This window comes from Allobosea sp. LC85 (assembly GCF_000735605.1).
GTDB lineage: Bacteria > Pseudomonadota > Alphaproteobacteria > Rhizobiales > Beijerinckiaceae > Allobosea.
In genome coordinates, this window is record NZ_JPKG01000068.1 from 15021 (window position 1) to 31575 (window position 16555).

Annotated in this window: 18 protein-coding genes; 11 read left to right on the plus strand and 7 right to left on the minus strand. The window is 66.6% G+C overall.

Features of this window, described 5'->3' with window-relative positions; all coding sequences use genetic code 11:
• Both FG93_RS30195 and cobJ read left to right on the plus strand, forming a co-directional pair.
• Positions 1 to 759: a precorrin-2 C(20)-methyltransferase gene (locus tag FG93_RS30195; protein ID WP_043242511.1), complete on the plus strand. Its 759-nt coding sequence runs from the start codon at positions 1 to 3 to the stop codon at positions 757 to 759.
• A complete protein-coding gene (gene cobJ / locus FG93_RS30200; protein WP_043242512.1) occupies positions 756 to 1547 on the plus strand; it encodes a precorrin-3B C(17)-methyltransferase in 792 nt (263 codons plus the stop codon). Before FG93_RS30195 ends, cobJ begins: the two co-directional genes overlap by 4 nt.
• On the opposite strand, the gene FG93_RS30205 is transcribed toward cobJ, so the two are convergent.
• A complete protein-coding gene (locus FG93_RS30205; RefSeq protein ID WP_043242514.1) occupies positions 1490 to 2254 on the minus strand; it encodes a cobalt-precorrin-6A reductase in 765 nt (254 codons plus the stop codon). The two genes, cobJ and FG93_RS30205, sit on opposite strands and share 58 nt — an antisense overlap.
• Between FG93_RS30205 and FG93_RS30210 the strand changes: the two genes are divergently transcribed.
• From FG93_RS30210 to cobM, 3 genes are read left to right on the plus strand one after another with little or no spacing between them, the layout of a single operon-like run.
• Positions 2253 to 3512: a bifunctional cobalt-precorrin-7 (C(5))-methyltransferase/cobalt-precorrin-6B (C(15))-methyltransferase gene (locus tag FG93_RS30210; RefSeq protein ID WP_052514390.1), complete on the plus strand. Its 1260-nt coding sequence runs from the start codon at positions 2253 to 2255 to the stop codon at positions 3510 to 3512. The genes FG93_RS30205 and FG93_RS30210 overlap by 2 nt on opposite strands.
• Positions 3509 to 3889, plus strand: a complete 381-nt coding sequence (locus FG93_RS30215; protein WP_161783916.1) for a cobalamin biosynthesis protein — start codon at positions 3509 to 3511, stop codon at positions 3887 to 3889. The genes FG93_RS30210 and FG93_RS30215 overlap by 4 nt, the downstream gene beginning before the upstream one ends.
• Complete coding sequence (gene cobM / locus FG93_RS30220; RefSeq protein ID WP_043242517.1) at positions 3886 to 4653, plus strand: precorrin-4 C(11)-methyltransferase; 768 nt, start codon at positions 3886 to 3888, stop codon at positions 4651 to 4653. The genes FG93_RS30215 and cobM overlap by 4 nt, the downstream gene beginning before the upstream one ends.
• 11 nt (positions 4654 to 4664) lie before the next feature.
• On the opposite strand, the gene FG93_RS30225 is transcribed toward cobM, so the two are convergent.
• Entirely contained in the window at positions 4665 to 5768 is a 1104-nt protein-coding gene (locus FG93_RS30225) for a cobalt-precorrin-5B (C(1))-methyltransferase (RefSeq protein ID WP_043242566.1), read from the minus strand.
• Positions 5769 to 5824: 56 nt separating this feature from the next.
• On the opposite strand from FG93_RS30225, the gene FG93_RS30230 reads away from it, so the two are divergent.
• Complete coding sequence (locus tag FG93_RS30230; protein WP_043242518.1) at positions 5825 to 7153, plus strand: cobyrinate a,c-diamide synthase; 1329 nt, start codon at positions 5825 to 5827, stop codon at positions 7151 to 7153.
• Positions 7150 to 7773, plus strand: coding sequence for a 5,6-dimethylbenzimidazole synthase (gene bluB / locus FG93_RS30235; protein WP_043242519.1), 624 nt, complete (start codon positions 7150 to 7152; stop codon positions 7771 to 7773). The genes FG93_RS30230 and bluB overlap by 4 nt, the downstream gene beginning before the upstream one ends.
• A gap of 131 nt (positions 7774 to 7904) precedes the next feature.
• On the opposite strand, the gene FG93_RS30240 is transcribed toward bluB, so the two are convergent.
• From FG93_RS30240 to FG93_RS30260, 5 genes are all read right to left on the minus strand, one after another.
• Positions 7905 to 8561 (minus strand): 3-oxoacid CoA-transferase subunit B, encoded by a 657-nt coding sequence (locus FG93_RS30240; RefSeq protein WP_043242521.1) that lies wholly within the window; start codon positions 8559 to 8561, stop codon positions 7905 to 7907.
• A 13-nt stretch (positions 8562 to 8574) separates the two neighbouring features.
• Positions 8575 to 9282, minus strand: coding sequence for a CoA transferase subunit A (locus FG93_RS30245; RefSeq protein ID WP_043242522.1), 708 nt, complete (start codon positions 9280 to 9282; stop codon positions 8575 to 8577).
• A 147-nt stretch (positions 9283 to 9429) separates the two neighbouring features.
• On the minus strand, positions 9430 to 10056 hold the full coding sequence (locus FG93_RS30250) for a hypothetical protein (protein ID WP_043242524.1): 627 nt from the start codon (positions 10054 to 10056) through the stop codon (positions 9430 to 9432).
• Positions 10056 to 12233 carry a xanthine dehydrogenase family protein molybdopterin-binding subunit gene (locus FG93_RS30255; RefSeq protein WP_043242526.1) on the minus strand — a complete coding sequence of 726 codons (2178 nt, stop codon included), beginning with the start codon at positions 12231 to 12233 and terminating at the stop codon, positions 10056 to 10058. The genes FG93_RS30250 and FG93_RS30255 overlap by 1 nt, the downstream gene beginning before the upstream one ends.
• Before the next feature lie 3 nt (positions 12234 to 12236).
• Positions 12237 to 12695 (minus strand): (2Fe-2S)-binding protein, encoded by a 459-nt coding sequence (locus FG93_RS30260; RefSeq protein ID WP_043242528.1) that lies wholly within the window; start codon positions 12693 to 12695, stop codon positions 12237 to 12239.
• Positions 12696 to 12890: 195 nt separating this feature from the next.
• Here FG93_RS30260 and FG93_RS31555 point away from each other — a divergent pair, with 195 nt between their 5' ends.
• From FG93_RS31555 to FG93_RS30280, 4 genes are all read left to right on the plus strand, one after another.
• A complete protein-coding gene (locus FG93_RS31555; protein WP_052514391.1) occupies positions 12891 to 13514 on the plus strand; it encodes a TetR/AcrR family transcriptional regulator in 624 nt (207 codons plus the stop codon).
• A 178-nt stretch (positions 13515 to 13692) separates the two neighbouring features.
• Positions 13693 to 14457: an ABC transporter ATP-binding protein gene (locus FG93_RS30270; protein WP_043242531.1), complete on the plus strand. Its 765-nt coding sequence runs from the start codon at positions 13693 to 13695 to the stop codon at positions 14455 to 14457.
• Positions 14447 to 15190, plus strand: coding sequence for an ABC transporter ATP-binding protein (locus tag FG93_RS30275; RefSeq protein WP_043242533.1), 744 nt, complete (start codon positions 14447 to 14449; stop codon positions 15188 to 15190). Before FG93_RS30270 ends, FG93_RS30275 begins: the two co-directional genes overlap by 11 nt.
• A gap of 41 nt (positions 15191 to 15231) precedes the next feature.
• Positions 15232 to 16437: an ABC transporter substrate-binding protein gene (locus FG93_RS30280; protein WP_043242536.1), complete on the plus strand. Its 1206-nt coding sequence runs from the start codon at positions 15232 to 15234 to the stop codon at positions 16435 to 16437.
• Positions 16438 to 16555 lie beyond the last annotated feature (118 nt).

A 16555-nucleotide genomic window follows, 5' to 3' on the forward strand; every position in this document is an offset into this window, starting at 1 on the left:
GTGAGCATCGACCGCTCCTCCCCTCAGAACGCGGGCACCCTGCTCTTCGGCGTCGGCCTGGGCCCCGGCGATCCCGACTACATGACGGTCAGGGCCCGCGACATCATCGCGACCGCCGACCGGCTGGTGCATTTCTGCAAGAAGGGCAGCCGTGGCATTGCCCGCGTCACCGCCGATGCGGTGATCACGCCGGATCCGGCGCGCGAGATCATGCTCGCCTTCCCGGTGACGACCGAGGTTCCTGTCAGCGAGGACGGCTATACCGGGCCGATCGCTGCCTTCTACGACGAATCCGCCGAATTGCTTGCCGCCGAGATGGCAGCGGGGCGGACAGTCGCCGTCCTCTGCGACGGCGATCCGTTCTTCTATGGTTCCTTCATGCATCTGTGGCGGCGCCTCGCCCACCGTTTCCCGACCGAGGTGGTGCCGGGCGTCACCGGCATGGCCGGCGCCTGGGTTCGTGCAGGTGCGCCGATCACCTGGGGCGACGACGTCATGACCGTGTTGCCCGGCACCTTGTCAGAGGCTGAACTGCGTCGTCGCTTGGTCGATACCGATGCGGCCGTGATCATGAAGCTCGGTCGCAACCTGCCGAAGGTACGCCGTGCGCTGAAGGCGGCTGGGCTGATCCACCGCGCGATCTATGTCGAGCGGGCAACGATGGCGGGGCAGGTCGTGACCCGGCTCGATGAGAAGGCCGATGACGCAGCCCCCTATTTCTCGATGATCCTCGTTCCGGGCGAGGGCCGGCGGCTATGAGCGGCTCGCTCACCATCGTCGGTCTCGGCCCCGGAGAGCCGCACTGGCTGACGCCGGCAGCACAAGCAGCGCTCGAAGCGGCCACCGACCTCGTCGGGTACGGTCCATACCTGGACCGACTGCCAATGCGCGATGGGCAGGCGAAGCACGCGTCCGACAACCGGGTCGAGATCGCGCGCGCCCGCTATGCGCTGCAGCTTGCTGGCCAAGGCCGCACGGTCGCGGTGGTGTCAGGCGGCGACCCCGGCGTCTTCGCGATGGCTGCCGCCGTGTTCGAGGCGCTGGAGGCGGGCGAGCCCGGCTGGCTTGCGCTGCCGATCAGCGTCGAACCCGGGATCACCGCGATGCTGGCCGCGGCAGCGCGGGCCGGCGCTCCACTCGGCGGCGATTTCTGCGCGATTTCGCTCTCTGACAACCTCAAGCCCTGGGACGTGATCACCGCGCGGCTGGAGGCGGCGCTCAGCGCCGATTTCGTGATCTCGCTCTATAACCCGATCTCGAAGGCACGGCCCTGGCAGCTTGGCGAGGCCCTGGCGCTGGCTGCCCGGCATCGCGCGCCTGATACACCCGTGATCTTCGCGCGCGCTGTGGGACGGCCGGACGAGGTCTTGCGCGTGCTGCCGATGAGCGAAGCTGTCGGGGCGGCAGGCTCGGCCGACATGGCAACACTGGTGATGATCGGTGCGTCGAGCACGCGATTGATCGCCCGCCCTGGCCGGGCGCCGATCGTCTACACGCCGCGTTCGGTGACGAAAATTCCCTGCGCTACCAACCAGGGCAGGACCTGATCGATATGGTCGACGGTTGCAACATCGGGCTTGGGCGGCCGCTCGACCATGATCACGGGAAGGCCGAGCCGACGCGCCGCCGTCAGCTTGCCGACCGTCGCCGGGCCGCCGGAATTCTTGGAGACGAGAATCTCGATGCCCTCCCGGCGCATCAGATCCTCCTCTTCATCGGCCTCGAAGGGGCCACGCTGCTGGATGACCTTAATGCCGTTGAGCGGCAGGCGGTCGCCGATCGGCTCGATCACCCGGACGAGATAATGATGCTGCGGCGCATCGGCAAAGGCCGGCAGTTCCAGCCGTCCGACTGTCAGGAAGACGCGACGCGGCTGCTTGCCCAGCATCTCGACCGCAGCCGGAATGTTCGGCACCGAGCGCCAGCGATCCCCCGGCCGCGGCTTCCAGGATTCACGCCGAATCGCAATGATCGGCACATTCTCGGCCTTGCAGGCGGCCTCCGCGTGGAACGGCATGATGGCCGCGAAGGGGTGCGTGGCATCGACCACGGCAACGACCCGGTTTTCTATGAGATAGTGCCGCAAGCCTTCGATTCCGCCGAAACCACCGACCCGCACCGGCAGATTGAGGGGTTTGGGATCGGAGGTATGCCCGGCCAGCGAGACGACCGCGCGGATTTCCGGCGCCTGGTCAGCAAGAAGCTGATCAAGCGCGACAGCTTCGCTGGTGCCGCCAAGGATCAGGACCGTCATGACATTGTTTTCGCCTGAATCCGACGAACTGTCGAGGGCATCCGCCCCGGCCACCGAGCCCTGGCTCTGCCTCGTCGGGCTCGGAGAAGACGGCCGCGCCGGACTTTCGCAGGACGCTCTCGCCGCGCTCGAAGGCGCCGAGCTTGTCTATGGCGGCGCCCGGCATATCGCCCTGATCGGGCCGGTTTCGGGGGAGGCCGCGCCCTGGCCGCAGCCCTTCCGCAATGCGCTGCCGCTGATCCTCTCGCAGCGAGGTCGCAAGGTCTGCGTGCTCGCCTCGGGCGACCCGTTCCATTACGGCATCGGCGCCAGCCTCGCCAAGGCGCTCGGCCCGGATGAGATGCGGATCTATCCGCAGCTCTCCTCCTTTGCGCTCGCCTGCAATCGGTTGCGCTGGTCACAGGAGGAATGCGGCCGCGTCTCGCTGCACGGTCGCGCGCTCGAACGCATCATTCCCTACCTGCAGCCGGGCCGGCGCGTGCTCGCTCTGTCCTGGGACGGTTCGACCCCCGGAAAACTGGCTGAGTTGATGAGTGCGCGCGGCTTTGGTGCCTCGCGGCTCGTGGTCCTCGAGGCACTCGGCGGTCCGCGCGAACGTATCCGCGAGTGCAAGGCGCAGGCGTTCGATCTCGGCACGGTCGACCCGCTCAACCTGATCGCGCTCGATCTGGTCGCGGAACCCGAAGCGCGCATCCTGCCACTCGCCTCCGGGCTGGATGACGACTGGTTCGAGCATGACGGCCAGATCACCAAGGCCGATATCCGCGCGATCACGTTGTCCGCCTTGCGGCCCCGTGCGGGAGAACTGCTCTGGGATGTCGGTGCCGGCTCGGGCTCGGTCGGGCTCGAATGGTGCCTGCGCAATCCCGGCAACCAGACCATCGCGTTCGAGGCCAGGCCGGAGCGGGCCGCGCGGATCGCACGCAACGGCTCGGCCCTCGGTGCGCTGCGTATCGAGGTCGCCATCGGTACGGCACCTGCGAGCCTTGCCGGCCGCCCGGCCCCGGACGCGATCTTCATCGGTGGCGGCATCACCGAGCCCGGAGTTTTCGAGGCTGCCTGGAGTGCGCTGAAGCCCGGCGGCCGCTTGGTCGCCAATGTGGTGACGCTGGAGGGCGAAGCGCGGCTTGCGGCGCTCTACGCCACCCATGGCGGCACATTGCGCCGGATCGGTCTCAGCCATCTCGACGCGGTCGGCAATATGCATGGCTGGCGCGCCGCGATGCCGGTGACACAGTGGCGGGTGGTGAAGCCGTGATCGTCGCCGGGATCGGATTGCGCCCGGGCACCAGCGAGCCGGATATCCTCGCCTGCCTCGACCAGGCGCTCAGGCAAGCCGGCATAGTGCCGAGCGCGTTGCGGCTCGCCACCATCGCCAGCCGCGCGGGCGAGGCGGGACTCCTTGCAACGGCCCAGAGCCGCAACGCCGAACTCGTCGCGATTCCCGACGAGGCACTCAAGGGCTTTGAGGCCGCCTGCGCAACACGCTCGACCCGCATCGCCTCTCTCTACGGCGTCGGCTCCGTCGCGGAGGCGGCTGCGCTCGCTGCCGCCGGCCCGGGATCGGTGCTGATCCAGCCACGGATCGCCACCGCCCGCGTCACCTGCGCGCTGGCGCGGAGCGCCACATCATGACCGTCCATTTCATTGGCGCCGGCCCGGGCGCCGCCGACCTCATCACCCTTCGCGGGCGCGACCTGATCGCCGCCTGCCCGGTCTGCCTCTATGCCGGCTCGCTGATCCCGCGCCCGATGCTCGACTGGTGTCCACCGGGTGCGCGCATCGTCGACACCGCCCCGCTTGATCTCGACGCGCTCATCGCCGAGATGCAGGCCGCTCATGCAGCCGGTCAGGACGTGGCCCGGCTGCATTCGGGCGATCTCTCGATCTGGAGCGCCTGCGGCGAACAGATGCGCCGGCTCGACGCGCTCGGCATCCCCTTTACGGTCACGCCGGGCGTGCCGGCCTTCGCCGCGGCGGCAGCGACGCTGAAGCGTGAATTGACGCTGCCCGGTGTCGCGCAATCCCTGGTTCTGACACGCACTTCAGGCCGCGCCTCGGCCATGCCGGAGCGCGAAAGGCTCGCGACCTTCGCGGCCTCGGGCACGACGCTGGCGATCCATCTCTCGATCCACGTGATCGGACAGGTCGCCGCCGAACTGACGCCGCTCTACGGAGCCGATTGCCCCGTCGCTGTCGTCTTCCGCGCCTCCTGGCCGGACGAGCGCGTGCTGTGCGGGACGCTCAGTTCGATCGCGGCAGAGGTCCAGGACTCGGGGTTGGAGCGGACCGCGCTGATCCTCGTCGGCCCTGCGCTCGGCTCGCAGGATTTTGACGAAAGCGCACTGTATTCCGCAGGCTACGACCGGCGCTTCCGGCCGAGCGGCGGTGGCATGTGACGCGGTCGGATTCACCCCACCTGGCGGAATGGCGTCCGCGCCAGAAGGCCGCCGGTGCGATCGAAGATCGCGATCTCCAGCTCACTGTCCGGCACGCCGAAGGAATGCACAGCGTTCACCCAGGCGTGCCGCGCGACGGTTTCGGCCAGCGGCAGCCCCTCGGCCTGGGCACGTTGCAACACTTCGAGCGCCGTATTGGCCTCGGGCACCCAGGCTGCCAGGTGCTCGCCGCCGCCCGCCTCCAGAATTCGCGCCGCCAGCCAGGCGAAATCGACTGGACCCGCGCGCGAGTGCAGGTCGAGCATGCCCTGCCCGAGCTTGACCATCTTGGCGAAGCCGCCGGCGACCGTGACGCGGCGGACCGGGTGGCGCCGCAGGTATTTCAGCATGCCGCCGGCGAAATCCCCCATGTCGATCAGGGCCTGCTCCGACAGGCCATGAAGACGCTGGACGGCGGCTTCGGAGGTCGAGCCGGTGGCGCCCGCGACATGGGTCAGGCCCGTTGCGCGTGCGACATCGATGCCGCGATGGATCGAATGAATCCAGGCAGCGCACGAAAAGGGAATGACGATTCCGGTCGTGCCGAGGATCGAGAGCCCGCCAACGATGCCGAGGCGCGGGTTCATGGTCTTTCGGGCGATGGCCTCGCCGCCAGGGATCGCGATGGTCACGGTGACGTCGCGCGGACCGCTCGTCGCCGCGATCGCCTCCGTCAGGGCCTGCCGGATCATCTCGCGCGGCATCGGGTTGATGGCGGGCTCGCCGACAGGCAGTGGCAGGCCGGGCAAGGTGACGGTGCCGACACCCTCCCCGGCGCGGAAAACGATGCCCGCGCCGGCCAGGGCCGGGCCGACCTGAGCAACCACCAGCGCGCCATGCGTCACGTCGGGGTCGTCACCCGCATCCTTGACGATGCCGGCCTCGGCGCCCTCTGCCAGCTTGGCCTGACGAGCCAAGGCAAAGGCCGGCCGCTGGCCGCCCGGCAGCGTGATCTCGACGGGATCGAGAAACGCACCGGTCACCCAACCGCAATAGGCGGATTTGGCGGCGGCGGCGGCGCAGGCGCCCGTCGTCCAGCCGCGTCGCAATTCGCCTTGAGGTCGCATCTCATCCATGAGCGCCTGCATAGCGTAGCAAGAAGGGGCCGTCAGGGGCCTGAGGAGATCATCGCATGAGCGGAAAAGGCCTCCTCATCGCCGCACCGCGCTCCGGCTCGGGCAAGACGACGATCACGCTCGGCCTGCAACGGGCGCTGCTGAAACGAGGGCTGACCGTGCGCGGGCTGAAATGCGGGCCGGACTATATCGACCCCGCCTTCCACGCAGCCGCAACCGGCGCGCCGAGCGCCAATCTCGACAGTTTTGCGATGCCGGACGCCTTGCTCGGCCAGATCGCAGGTGAGGCTGCAGAGGCCGCCGACATCGTCGTCGCGGAGGGCTCGATGGGCCTGTTCGACGGTGTGCCCGGCGAGATGGGGCACACGGGCGCGAGCGCCGATATCGCGGCCTTCTGCGGCTGGCCGGTCGTGCTGGTCGTCGATGTCTCCGGCCAGGCCCAGTCGGCCGGCGCCGTGGCTCTCGGCTGCATGCGCTATGACGAGCGCATCCGTGTCGTGGGCGTGATCCTCAACAAGGTGGCAAGCGAACGCCATCGCCGGCTTGCCTCGGCCGGCATGGAGCGGATCGGGCTGCCCGTGCTCGGCGCCCTGCCGCGCGAGGCAAGCCTGATCCTGCCGGAGCGCCATCTCGGCCTTGTGCAAGCCGGCGAGACCGAGGATCTGCATGCCCGGCTCGACGCGCTCGCGGACGCAATCTCAGCTGCGATCGACCTCGATGCGATACTTGCCGCGGCCGAGCCGACCAACCTCCCAGCGACCCGGCATAGTGCTCCGGCCCTGCCCGCCCCGGGACGCCGCATTGCCATCGCCCGCGATGCCGCCTTCAGCTTCGTCTATCCCCATGTCGAAACCGGCTGGCGCGCGACCGGCGCCGCACTCGTTCCCTTCTCGCCGCTCGCCGACGAGCCGCCGCCCGAGAATTGCGACAGCTGCTGGCTGCCGGGCGGCTACCCGGAACTTCATCCCGGCCGGATTGCCGGCGCCAGTCGCTTCCTGACGGGCCTGCGCCACTTCGCCGAGACCCGGCCTGTCCATGGCGAGTGCGGCGGCTACATGGTCCTTGGCCGAACGCTGATCGATGCCGACGGCACCGCCCATGCCATGGCGAACCTGCTCTCGGTCGAGACCAGCTTCGCGAAGCGCAAGATGAATCTTGGCTACCGCCGCGCGGTGCTCCAGGCGAACGGCCCGCTCGGTTCGGCCGGGCAGGGGCTGACCGGGCACGAATTCCACTATGCGACGATCGCTTCTGTCGGCGATGACGCGCCCTTCGCGATGGTGACCGATCCGCATGGCTCGGCTCCGGTCCCCGCTGGCGGCCGGCGGGGCCTCGTGACCGGCTCCTTCTTCCACGCCATCGCCCGCATCAGCGCGCAACCATGAGCGCGCCCCCGGTCTTCGACGAGGCCTTTGCGGCGCAGTTCGAGGCGCTGCTCGCCTGGCGACGCGATGTACGCCGCTTCCGGCCGGAGCCGGTGCCCGAAGCATTATTGGCGCATCTCTTGAAGCTGACCGAACTCTCACCCTCGGTCGGCCATTCGCAGCCCTGGCGCTGGCTCCGGATCACGGACACAGGACAACGTGCAGCGGTCCAGGCCAGTTTCGCGCACTGCAACGCCGAGGCGCTCAGTGACTATGGCGGTGAACGAGGCCGGCTCTATGCCAGCCTCAAGCTCGAAGGCCTGCGCGAAGCCCCCGAGCAGTTTGCCGTGTTCTGCGACCACGGCACGGAGCAAGGCCACGGGCTCGGCCGGCGCACCATGCCGGAGATGCTCGATTATTCCGTGGTCGCAGCGATCACGCAGTTCTGGCTGGCGGCGCGCATGCATGGCATCGGCGTCGGCTGGGTCTCGATCCTCGAACCCGAGGCGATCGCGGCTGCGCTCGGCGTACCCCGGCAGTGGAAGCTGATCGCCTGGCTCTGCGTCGGCTATCCGCAAGAAGAGCATGCCGATGCGGAGTTGATCCGGCATGGCTGGGAAATCGGGAAGGGCCGCGGCTGAGACCTCATTGCGGGTCCAGCACAGCGATCCAGGGCGGCATGCGCCGCCCCGGGATGACGGGGACGCTGGTTAAAGCATCGGCCCGAAAAGTGGATTGCGGTTTTCGGGAAAGCCGATGCAAACCCAGAAGGTTAGACCGCGACCTTGAACCTGGCCTGGGTCTTGGCCTTGATCTCGTCCAGCGAAACGCCGTCCGCCAGCTCGATCAGGGTCATGCCGCCGCCATTCGCCTTGTCCACGGCGAAGACACCGAGATCGGTGATCACCATGTCGACGACCCCGGCGCCGGTCAGCGGCAGGTCGCAGGCCTCGAGCAGTTTTGCCGATTCCGAGCCGTCCTTGTTCCTGGCGACATGCTCCATCACCACGACGACCTTCTTGACACCGGCAACGAGATCCATCGCGCCGCCCATGCCCTTCACCATCTTGCCAGGGATCATCCAATTGGCGAGATCGCCGTTCTCGGCCACCTGCATGGCGCCGAGGATCGACAGATCGATATGGCCGCCACGGATCATGCCGAAGGAATCCGCCGAGGAGAAATAGCTCGTCGTCGGCAGTTCGGTGATGGTCTGCTTTCCGGCATTGATCAGGTCGGGGTCCTCCTCGCCCTCATAGGGGAAGGGGCCCATGCCGAGCATGCCGTTCTCCGACTGGAGTTGCACGCTCATGCCGGCGGGGATGTAGTTCGAGACCAGCGTCGGGATGCCGATACCGAGATTGACGTAGAAACCGTCCTGCAGCTCCCTGGCGGCGCGGGCGGCCATCTGCTCACGTGTCCAAGCCATGGTCGTTGTCTCCTCAAACCGTCGGACGGGGACGGGTGGTGCGCTGCTCGATGCGCTTGACCGGGTTCGGCACATGCACGATGCGCTTCACGAAAATGCCGGGCGTGTGCATGTGATCGGGATCGATCTCGCCGGCCGGCACAAGGTGCTCGACCTCTGCGACCGTGAAACGCGAGGCGCTCGCCATCATCGGATTGAAGTTCCGCGCCGTCTTTCGATAGACGAGGTTGCCCTCGGTATCGCCCTTCCAGGCATGAACGATCGAAATATCGGCGAAGAGGCCACGCTCCATGATGTAGCGCTCGCCATTGAACTCTCGCTCCTCCTTGCCCTCGGCGATCAGCGTGCCGACACCGGTCTTGGTGAAGAAGGCGGGAATGCCGGCACCGCCAGCGCGGATCCGTTCGGCAAGCGTGCCCTGCGGCGTGAATTCGAGCTCGAGTTCACCGGCCAGGTATTGCTGGGCGAAAAGCTTGTTCTCGCCGACATAGGAACTGATCATCTTCTTGATCTGGCGGGTTTCGAGCAGCAGACCGAGCCCCGCGCCGTCGACGCCGGCGTTGTTGGAGATAAAGGTCAGGTTCTTGGCGCCGGTTTCGCGGATCGCCTCGATTAGAGTATCGGGAATACCGCAGAGGCCGAAGCCGCCGGCCATGATCGTCATTCCGTCCTTGACGATGCCGGCGAGCGCCGCCTTTGCGTCGGGGTAGACCTTCTTCATCGCGATGCCTTTGCCGCTGGGATCAGGAGGAGAGGAGCGTTCCTCCCAAGGACTAGCCGAGCCCATGGTGCAGTTGCAACATGGGCGAAGGCGCGGGCGGGAATGCGTGCCTTCGCCTGTACCCGAGACGAGAGGGAAGGAGCCGCGTCAGGATGCCGGGCAGGCAGCCCCCGTATCGGCCCAGGCCTGCATCAGCGCACCGAATTGCGCGTTGCTGCCGGGCGCCGGAACACGACCGGATCCCGGGTTCCAGGCCCAGAGCACCAGGGTATCGCTGGTGACATGCTTCACGATTGCCGCGAGGTCGCGGCTGCCGTTGCGGTTCTGGTCCTTGAGCTGCTCGCAGATCTGGCCAAGCGACTTGCCCTCCCAGGCCATCGAAGCCGGCGCCAGCGCCCAATGACCATCGCCTGGGATCCGCGCCGGGTCGAAATTCTGCTTTCCGTGGCAGGTCGCGCATTCCAGCCCCGGCGCGCCGTGCCCGTCCTTGCCGCGCACGACGAGCGGCTGGTGCAGGCGCTTCGCATCGGTCTGGCGCGGACGTTCAGTCGCCGGGTGGCAGTTCATGCAACGCGGGTGCTGCAGCACCTTGCCGATCTCGCCGAACAGCGCGGCCGAGCGGTCGCGCTGGTTGGCGATGCTGCTGAAGCTCTCGGCGGAACGCAGCGAGGCGGCTGGGGCCGCCTGCTGCGCGGTCTGCGCCGAAGTGAGCGCGGTACCGGCCAGACAGAGTCCGGCACCCGCCAGGGCGGCGTGAAGGAAGCGCGCCTGCATCAGACCGTGCCTCCGACCATCGGCAATTGCCGCGGGCGCGGCTGCCCGAGCCTGGCCAGTGCATTGGCGACCGCCGGGCCGATCGGCGGCACACCCGGCTCACCGACGCCGGTGGGCGCTTCGGTCGAGTTGATGATCGCGACCTCGACCTCCGGCATCTCGTGGATGCGCAACGAGCGATAGGTATCGAAATTGGCCTGGACCGGCCTGCCCTGGTCGAGCGTGATCTCGCCATAGAGCGCGTGGCCGAGACCAAAGCCGATGCCGCCTTCCATCTGTGCCCGGATGATGTCGGGATTGACCGCGACCCCGCAATCCACCGCGCACCAGACCTTGTGAACCTTCGGCTCACCGTCGCTGCCGAGCGAGACCTCTGCGATCTGGGCAACGAAGGAGCCAAAGCTCTCGACCACGGCGACGCCGCGAGCCCGGCCGTCGACCGGGCCGGAGCCATTCCACTTCGCCAGTTCGGCGACGGCCTTGAGCACGCCGACGGCACGTGGATGCCGGTTCATCAGGGCGAGCCTGCCGGCGACCGGATCCTGCCCCGCCGCCTGCAGCAGCTCATCGATGAAGCACTCGACCGCATAGGCTGTGTGCGTATGGCCGACGGAGCGCCACCACAGGGTCGGCACGCCAACCTTGGGATTGTTCACCTCGCAGTGGAAATCCGCAATCTCGTAGAAGAGCTCGTTGGCGCCTTCGACCGAGGTTGCGTCGATGCCGTTCTTCACCACCATCGCTTCGAAGGGCGTGCCGAGGAAGAAGGACTGGCCGACGATGCTGTCGGCCCAGGCCGTGATCTTGCCGTCCTTCACGGCACCGCGCAGGCGATGCACGAAGAGCGGGCGGTAATAGCCGCCGGAGAGATCGTCCTCGCGGGTCCAGACCAGCTTGACCGGGCGATTGGGGCCGATCGCCTTGGCGACCATGGCGAGCTCCGCCGCGAGATGCTGGCTGACCTGCGCGCGTCGGCCGAAGCTGCCGCCAGCGAGCATGGTCTCGAGCCTGACCTTCTCTGGCGGCAGGCCAAGGACGGTCGCGATGGTCATGTGTTCGGTGGTCTGGAACTGGCTGCCGAAGCGGGCGAGTGCCTCGCTGCCATCCCATTGCAGATAGCCGTCGAGCGGTTCCATCGGCGCGTGCGCCAGATAGGGGAAGACGAACTCGGCCTCGATCACCGTCCCAGCCTTGGCGAGTACAGCCTCGGCATCGCCATGCGACCCCGCCACCACACCCTTCTGGCGGGCGAGCGCGCGATATTCGGCGATCAGTTCGCGGCTGCCGCGCTTCTCCGCGGCACTCTCGTCCCAGGTCACTTTCAGGGCCTCGCGGCCCTTCAGCGCGGGCCACATGCCGTCGGCATAGACGGCGACGCCGGAGCCGATCTGTTTGACGTCGACCACGCCCTTGACCTTAAGCGCCTCAGCCGCGTCGAAGCTCGCGACCTTGCCGCCGAAGCGCGGTGGCCGCGCAACGACGACGGTCAACATGTTGGGAGCGTGGATATCGATGGTGAACTCGGCCTTGCCGCGCGACTTGTCGGCGCTGTCGAGCCGCTTGACCGCGCCCTCCTTGCCGATCAGGCGATAGGCCGAGGCCGGCTTCAGCGGCACGTTCTCCGGCACGGCAAGCTTCGAGGCTGCCTCGGCGAACTCGCCAAAGCGTCCCTGTTTGCCGGAGCCATGGCTCAGGACGCCAGCCTCGACCTTGATCTCGGAGGCCGGGACCGTCCAGGCCTGCGCCGCAGCCTGGACCAGCATGGCGCGGGCCGTGGCACCGGCCTTGCGCATCTGTTCCCAGCTATTGGCGATGGCGGTCGAGCCACCGGTACCCTGCACGCCGAAGGCGAGATTGGCATAGAGCTTGACGTCGGCCGGTGCATGCTCGCTGCGCATCTGGCTCCAGTCTGCGTCCATCTCCTCGGCGACGAGGGTCGCCAATCCGGTGAACGGCCCCTGGCCGAACTCGATATGCTTGATCAGCACCGTGATGGTGCTGTCTGGCGCAACGCGAACGAAGGCATTGGGCGCGAAGGTGGCGTTTCCGCCGGGGCGGAAGGCGGCGCCTGCGCCGGACTGGGCGCGGGCCGCTTGCGGGAGATGCAGCCCGATGACGAGGGCGCCGGCCCCCTTCAACAGCGAGCGGCGGGAGAGGTGCTGATCGTGAACGGTCATGGCTCAGCCCTCCAGCGTGCGGGCCGCGTCATGGATCGCGGCGCGGATGCGGACGTAAGTTGCGCAACGGCAAAGATTGCCGTTCATCGCGAGATCGATGTCGCGGTCGGTCGGCTTCTTGTTTTCCGTGAGCAGCGCCACCGCACTCATCACCTGGCCCGACTGACAGTAGCCGCATTGCGGCACGTCACGCGCCGTCCAGGCCGCCTGAACGGCATCGGCTTCCTTGCCGGAAATCGCCTCGATCGTGGTGATCTCGGAATCGCCCACCGCCGAGACCGGCGTGACGCAGGAGCGCAGCGGCTTGCCGTCCATGAAGACGGTGCAGGCACCGCATTGCGCGACACCGCAGCCGAACTTGGTGCCGGTGAGGCCGAGATTGTCGCGGATCGCCCAAAGCAGGGGCGTATCGTCGTCGACATCGACGCTGTGCGTCCTGCCGTTGACTTTGAGTGAGACCATGGCTGCCTCCGGATCGCTGGGCATGACACAGCGCGGCACCATGGTGCGGATCGAGAGGCTCGCTCTCGACGGCCCGATCTGACATATCAGAAGCGGGCGGACGATCCGTCGTCTTGGGTCGCGCGACTAGACGAGTTAGACTGTTTGAGTCCAACTGGGATAGTCGCGCTCAGTTTGGATCTTGTCAAGACTGCAATGTCCGACAGAAGCGAGAATTCCGGCGTGGCCGCCGATGACACTTCCGGTCGCATCGATCAGATCGCCGATGCCGCGCTGCGCCTGTTTGCCCGTTACGGCTACAAGCGCACCTCGATGGACGACATCGCCAAGGAAGCCGGGCTGGCCAAGGCGACACTCTACCTCCATTTCAAGGGCAAGGATGACGTGTTCCGGGCCATGCTCGCGCTGCTCGGCAAGCGTGTCGACGCACGTTGCCGTGAGGTCCTGACCAGCAAGGCCGCCTTCCCGGAACGTCTCACTGCGCTGTTGAGGGCACATTTCGCCACGGCCTTCGAAAGCCTCGGCACCGGCGAACACCTGGTCGAGTTGAAGGCCGTCATTGCCAGTATCGCCGGGCAGGAACTGCTTGTCTTCGAAGACATCTTCGTCAGGCATGCGCGCAGCCTCATCGAGGGGGCGCAAGCGAAGGGCGAGATCTCGCTGAACCGCACAGGCCTCAATTCCACGATGCTGATCAACACGCTGATGCAGGCAGCCGCCGGTGCCAAGCTCGGCCCCCTGCCCTCCTGCGCCGATTACGGGCAGCGGCTCGACGCGATCGCATCGGTCATGGCTGCTGCCGTCCTGCCGGCCGGCTAGTGTGACAAGGGCCGGCATCGCTCTAAGCCTTTCGTCTAAACCGCCATTCCTGGGCAGATGCACATGGTTTCATCCGCACGGGCGTGGCGTTGACAGGCGCGCTGCGCGCGGTGCAGCATGACCGCAGGGGAAACGAACAATCCAAGAATCATTAAGGTGGCGACCATGTGTGCGTGGTATGTCTGAGGATATTATTCTCTCCACCTCGGGGCTCACCAAAGAATTCGCGGGCTTCACCGCGGTCAATGGTGTCGATCTCAAGGTCAGGCGCGGCAGCATTCATGCGCTCATCGGCCCAAACGGCGCCGGCAAGACGACATGCTTCAATCTGCTGACCAAATTTCTTGCGCCGACCAAGGGCTCGATCGTCTATAACGGCAAGGACATCACGCGGCAGAAACCGGCCGAGATCGCCCGGCTCGGTCTGGTACGGTCCTTCCAGATTTCGGCGGTTTTCCCGCAACTCAGCGTGATGAAGAATGTCCGGATCGCGCTGCAGCGGAAGCGCGGTGACTCCTTCGATTTCTGGCGCTCCGAGGATGTGCTGAAATCGCTCGATGCCGAGGCGCTGCGCCTGGTCGAGGCCGTCGGCCTCTCAACTTTTGCCGAACTGCCGGCGGGCGAGCTTTCATATGGCCGCAAGCGCGCGCTCGAGATCGCGACCACGCTGGCGCTCGATCCGGAAATGCTGCTGCTCGACGAACCGATGGCCGGAATGGGCCGTGAGGATGTCGAACGCATCGAGGCGCTGATCCGCAAAGTCTCCGCCAACCGCACCATCCTGATGGTCGAGCACAATCTCTCGGTCGTCGCCTCTCTCTCGGACCGCATCACTGTGCTGGCGCGTGGGCAGGTCCTTGCCGAAGGCGACTATGCCACGGTCTCGAAGGACCCGCGCGTGGTCGAAGCCTATATCGGATCGGGAGTCGGCCATGCTCACTGAGGCGACCCGGGCCACAGCACCTGCGACCGCGGCCAAAGCGCTGCTCGCCGTCCGCGGGCTCGAGGCCTGGTATGGCGAGTCGCATGTGCTGCACGGCATCGACTTCGACGTCGCGCCCGGCGAAGTGGTGACCCTGCTCGGCCGCAACGGCGCGGGCAAGACCACCACGCTGAAGTCGATCATCGGCATCATGGGCAAGCGCAAGGGCTCGGTCTCGTTCGACGGCACCGAGACAATCAATCTGCCCTCGCGCACCATCGCCCGACTGGGCATCGGCTTTGTTCCCGAAGAGCGCGGCATCTATTCGAGCCTGAATGTCGAGGAGAACCTGCTGCTGCCGCCGCAGGTGAAGCCGGGCGGGCTCACCCTCGAGCAGATCTTCGAGCTCTTTCCAAATCTGAAGGAACGGCTGAAGAGTCAGGGCACCAAGCTGTCAGGTGGCGAGCAGCAGATGCTGGCGATCGGGCGCATCCTGCGCACGGGCGCGAATCTCCTGTTGCTCGACGAGCCGACCGAGGGGCTGGCGCCGGTGATTATCGACCAGATCGGCCGCACCATCGCAAAACTGAAACGCGAGGGCTTCACCATCATCCTGGTCGAGCAGAACTTCCGCTTCGCCGCGACGGTCGCCGACCGGCACTATGTCGTCGAGCAGGGCAAGGTGGTCGACATGATTCCGAACGAGGCGCTTGAGCGAAACATCGACAAGCTCCACGGTTACCTCGGGGTTTGAACAATCACGTCGAGAACGACGTCATTTCAGGGAGAGACGGCATGAAACTCAAGACATTGCTGCTGGGCAGCGTATTTGGTGCGCTGCTCGTGAGCCCGGCACTGGCGCAGCAGATTTCCGTCAAGGCCGGCGTGCTCAACGATCGTTCCGGCCTCTATGCCGACCTCTCCGGCGAGGGTTCGGTGGTCGCGGCCCGGATGGCCGTCGAGGATTTCAAGGCCGCCGAGAAGGGCATCAAGGTCGAGATCGTCTCGGCGGATCACCAGAACAAGCCCGATGTCGGCTCGACCATCGCCCGGCAATGGTATGATCAGGATGGCGTCGACATCATCCTGGACGTGCCGACCTCCTCGGTGGCACTGGCCGTCAACCAGATCACCAAGGAAAAGAACAAGGTCCATATCAACTCGGGCGCGGCCTCCTCGGATCTGACCGGCAAGGCCTGCTCGCCGAACACCGTGCACTGGACCTATGACACCTATGCCCTGGCCCAGGGCACGGGCGGCGCCATGGTGAAGGCCGGCGGCGACAGCTGGTTCTTCATGACCGCCGACTATGCCTTTGGCCACGCGCTGGAGCGCGACACCGCCGCCATCGTCGCCAAGAACGGCGGCAAGGTGCTGGGGGCCGTGCGCACGCCTTTCCCGGGCACCGATTTCTCCTCGTTCCTGCTCCAGGCCCAAGCCTCCAAGGCCAAGGTCATCGGCCTTGCCAATGCCGGCGGCGACACGATCAACTCGATCAAGCAGGCGGGCGAGTTCGGCATCGTCGCAGGCGGGCAGAAGCTCGCGGGGCTGCTCGTCTTCCTCACCGACGTACACGCGCTCGGCCTGCAGACGGCGCAGGGCCTTGTCCTGACAGAATCCTTCTACTGGGACACGAACGACCAGACCCGCGCCTGGTCGGAGCGCTTCTCGAAGGCCCATGGTGGCAAGAAGCCAACCATGGTCCAGGCCGGCGTCTATTCCGGCATGCTCCACTACCTCAAGGCCGTGGAGGCTGCGAAGAGCAAAGATTCCGCGGCCGTGATGGCCAAGATGAAGGAACTGCCGACCGACGATCCGCTCTTCGGCAAGGGCTCGGTCCGCGCCGACGGCCGCAAGATGCACGACATGTACCTTTTCGAGGTCAAGAAGCCGTCCGAGTCCAAGGCGCCGTGGGACTACTACAAGCAGATCGCGGTTCTGCCGGCCGAGCAGGCCTTCAAGCCGCTCAGCGAAAGCGAGTGCCCGCTCGTCAAGAAGTGAGCGAGGCTCCGGCCCCGCTTACCCGGTTCGTGCGTCATCCCGGGCGCCCATAGGGGAGCCCGGGATCCACATCTGAGCCTGTCCCCGGACCTGTTCCGGCATGGATCCCGGGTCAGGG